Annotated in this window: 2 protein-coding genes; one reads left to right on the forward strand and one right to left on the reverse strand. The window is 72.2% G+C overall.

All coding sequences use genetic code 11. The annotated features are described in order from the left end of the window. Positions 1-481: 481 nt before the first annotated feature. Entirely contained in the window at positions 482-1,720 is a 1,239-nt protein-coding gene (locus AB8Z36_RS34120; RefSeq protein WP_369217266.1) for an MFS transporter, read from the forward strand. 66 nt (positions 1,721-1,786) lie between these two features. Here AB8Z36_RS34120 and AB8Z36_RS34125 read toward each other — a convergent pair whose 3' ends face one another. Next, positions 1,787-3,964, reverse strand: coding sequence for an MMPL family transporter (locus AB8Z36_RS34125; protein WP_369217267.1), 2,178 nt, complete (start codon positions 3,962-3,964; stop codon positions 1,787-1,789). Positions 3,965-3,987 lie beyond the last annotated feature (23 nt).

The raw sequence follows: 3,987 nt of genomic DNA on the forward strand, positions 1-3,987 counted from the left end.
GTGCGGGCCGGGGGGCGTGCGGCGTCTGGGGCCGGGATCTGTGGCGCCTTGCGGGTCGGGGCGTCTGCCGAGACGCGGGCCGGGACCTGTGGCGCCTTGCGGGTCGGGGCGTCTGCCGAGACGCGGGGCGGGACGTGTGCCGCCCTGTGGGCCGGGRTGCTTGGCRCGGTGCGGGCCKSGGGGCGTCCGCCGMGWCKSGGGCCGGGAYSTGTGCCGCCCTGTGGGTCGGGGCGTCTGCCGAGACGCGGGCCGGGACGTGTGGCGCCCTGTGGGTCGGGGCGTCTGCCGAGACGCGGGCCGTGACGTGTGCCGCCCTGTGGGTCGGGGCGTCTGCCGAGACGCGGGCCAAGGCATGTACCATCCCGCGGGCCAGGGCATGTGCCGCCCCGCGGGCCAGGGCGTCTGCCGTGACGCGGCCCGGGAAGTCTGCCGTGCCGCGCAGCGCGGCGTGTGGCGTGCTGTGGACCCGGGGACTTTGCCCGTGACCGGTTCCGTGTCGCCGCTGCCTCCGTCCCCGCCCCCGGCATCCCTTCGGGCCAATCGGGACTACCGGGTTTTTCTCGTCATCCAGACGCTCTCCGCGCTCGGTGACTCCTTCTCCTTCGTGGCGATTCCACTGCTCGTGCTGCACAGCACCGGCTCGGTCGTGCAGATGGGGCTCGTGACCGGGGCGACGGGCGTGGCGTCGATCGTCACCGGCCTGTTCGCCAGGGTGATCGCCGACCGCGTCGACCGGCGCCGTCTGCTCATGCTCGCCGACATCGCACGCTGCCTGCTCTACGCGACGATTCCCCTGGTCTGGCTCTTCGCGACGCCGATGTGGCTGATCTACACGGTCGTTCCGCTCGCCGGCGGCTTCGCGATGCTGTTCCAGGTGACGTATGTGACGGTGGTGCCCGCCATCGTCCGACCCGACCAGATCACCAGGGCCAACGCCCACCTCTTCGGCTCGTACGCGGTGGCGACGGTCGGCGGCCCCACCCTCGCGGGCTTCGTCGCCGCGGCGGCGGGCCCCGTCGCCGCCATCGGGATCGACGCCGTGACCTTCGCGCTCTCCGCCGCGGGACTCCTCCTGGTGCGGCTGCGGCCACCCGCCGAAGCCGGGCGCGAGGAGAGCGGCAAGGGGGGCGTGCGGCAGGAGTTCCTGGCCGGTGCCCGCTTTCTGTGGGCGCACCCCGTGCTGCGCCCGCTGACCGTGCTCCTGTCCGCGTGCATCTTCCTCACCCACGGCACCACCGACGTCATCATCTACCGCGTCAAGGAGGATCTCGGGCACGGCGACGACACCGTGGGCTATGTGCTGAGCGCGGGGACCATCGGCACCTTCCTCGGCTCCTTCGCGGTCACCCGGGTGCGCCAGGCATTCGGGTTCGGGGCCACGTGGATCGGCGGCACGGCGCTCAGCGGGGTCGCCGTCGCCTGCCTCGGGCTCACCAGCAGCGTGCCGCTCATCGGCGCCCTCTCGGCGGGCATGCTCCTCGCCACGGCCGTCGCGGGCATCTCCTCGATGTCCCTGCGCCAGGAAGTGACTCCGGGTCACCTCCTGGGGCGGGTCACCGCGGCCTTCTGGACGACGCACTACTCCCTGGGGCCTCTCGGCGCCGCCGCCGTCACCGCGGCGGCGGCCGGTTTCGGGGTGGCGAAGGTGTGCCTGGCGGTCGGCGTCGGCGTGGTGTGCGTGGCGCTCAGCGGGACGGTGACCGGGGTCGCCAGGGGGTGACCCCGCCCGGCGGTGGCCCGCGCAGCCGCCGAGCACCGCCAAGCGCCCCGCCGAGCACCGCCGCCCTCAGCGCAGACGCGACGCCCCGTCCGCCCGCTCCTGCTGCTCCGGCGCGTCACCGGGCGGCGCAGCCGTGCCGTCGCCGTCCCGCTTCTCGTCGCCGTGCCCCGGCCACCAGGCGGCGTGCCCGATGAGCGCCGTCAGCGCGGGCGTGAAGACCATCGCCATGACGAACGCGGCGATCGCGATGCCGAAGGAGAGTGAGAAACCCATCTGGGAGAGCGTCGAGTTGCCCGCGAGGATCAGGGTCGCGAACGTACCGGCGAGGATGACCCCGGCCGAGCCGATGGTGGGCCCGGAGTGCCGTACCGCCGTACCCGCCGCGTCGCGCGGAGATCGGCCCGCCCGGGCCTCCTCGCGCAGGCGCGACACCATGAGGATGTTGTAGTCGGTGCCGAGCGCCACCACGAACAGATACATGATCACCGGCAGCATGAACATCAGCCCCGGCTGGCTGCCGATCTGCTGGAAGATCAGCGAGGTCGCGCCGAGCGTCGCGCCGAAGCCGAGGGCGACCGACAGCATCAGGTACCAGGGCGCCACCAGGCTCCGCAGGAGCAGGCCGAGGATCACCATGATGGCGAGCGCCGCCACGGGGAAGACGACCGAGTAGTCGCGGTCCACCGCCTTGTTGATGTCGGCGTAGATGGCCGTCGTGCCGCCGACGAGGGCCCGCGAGCCCTCCGGGGCCTCCTCGTGCGCGGCGGGCCGCAGCCGGTCCTTCAGGGTGGCGAGCGCCTCGTCGGAGGCGGGCGGGTCGGTGAGGATCACCGAGTACGAGGCCGTCGTACGGCCGGGATTCAGCTGCGGAGCCGCCACGCTGCCCACGCCGGGCACATCGGAGAGCCGCTCGCGGAAGGCGGCGGCCCCCGCTTCCGGTAGGGGCTTGCCGGAGTCCGACGTGAGGTAGACCGAGGTCGGGTCGGTGGCGCCCGCGGGGAAGCCCTTCTCCAGATCGCGCATGGCGACCATGGACTCCTTGTCGTCCGGCAGGGAGGACCCGGCGAGGTCGAAGTTGGCCTTGTAGCCGAGGGCGCCGAGCGCCAGGGCGCCCATGAAGACGGCCGAGACCACCGCCCACACGGCGGGCTTGCGGGCGATCGAGGCGCCGAGCCGGGCGAAGCCGGTGCCCTGCGGCTCGTGCCGCCAGGACTTCGAGGGCCAGAACACCTTGGTGCCGAGCAGCGAGACCACGGCGGGCACCAGCGTGAGGCCCGCGAGCAGCGTGAGGAAGACCGCGATGGCGAGCGCGGGTCCCATGGACCGGAGCATGCCGAGCGAGGAGAGCGTGAGCGCGGCGAAGGCGACGATGACGGCGCCCGCCGCCGACGTGATGGCCTCGCCGACCCGCTCGACGGCGTGCACCATGGCGCCCTTGGGATCCTCGCCCGCCCGCAGTGCCTCCCGGTAGCGGAAGAGCAGGAACAGGATGTAGTCCGTGCCCACGCCGAAGAGCACGACGGTGAGCAGTTCCTGGATGGAGGAGTCGGCCTTCATGTCGAAGGCCTTGTTCGCGGAGGCGATCAGACCGGTGGCCATCGGGGAGATGAGGCCGATGAGGACCACGGGCAGCAGCGCGATGATGGGGCTGCGGAAGATGACGAGCAGCAGTACGACGATGATGACGATCGTGCCGACCCCGACGAGCAGGCCCGCGCGCTTGGACGCGTCGCTCTCGTCGAGCGCCTGAGCCGCCGAACCGGTGATCCCGGCCGACAGGCCGGTGCCCTTCAGCTCCGGTTCCAGGTCGGAGCGCAGCTTCTCGACGGCGTCCTGCGGCGCGGTGTCCTCGGGGTCGGTGACCTTCGGCATCGCGACGACCGAGGTCTGCACCCGCTTGTTGGGGGAGACCTCGCCCGGCACGACGGCCTGCACGTCCGGGATCTTGCGCGCCTGCAACTCCTGGGACACGCGCTTGACCTCGGCGGAGTCGGCCGCCGTCAGCTTCCCTTTGTCGGAACGCTGGAAGACGATGATCGCGCCGACGTTCTGCTGCTTGGGGAACTCCTTCTCCTGCACGTCGGCGGCGCGGATGGACTCATAGTGATCGGGAAGGAAGCTCGCCTCGTCGGAGCTGGAGGTGAGCTTCGGCGCCAGTGATATCACCGCGCCCGCTGCCACCACCCACGCCAGGATGATCCACCACGGGCGGCGCACCACGAATCGGCCCAGACCAGAAAACATCGGCTACTGCCTCTCATCGCCCC

This window comes from Streptomyces flavofungini (assembly GCF_041028215.1).
Classification (GTDB): domain Bacteria; phylum Actinomycetota; class Actinomycetes; order Streptomycetales; family Streptomycetaceae; genus Streptomyces; species Streptomyces flavofungini_B.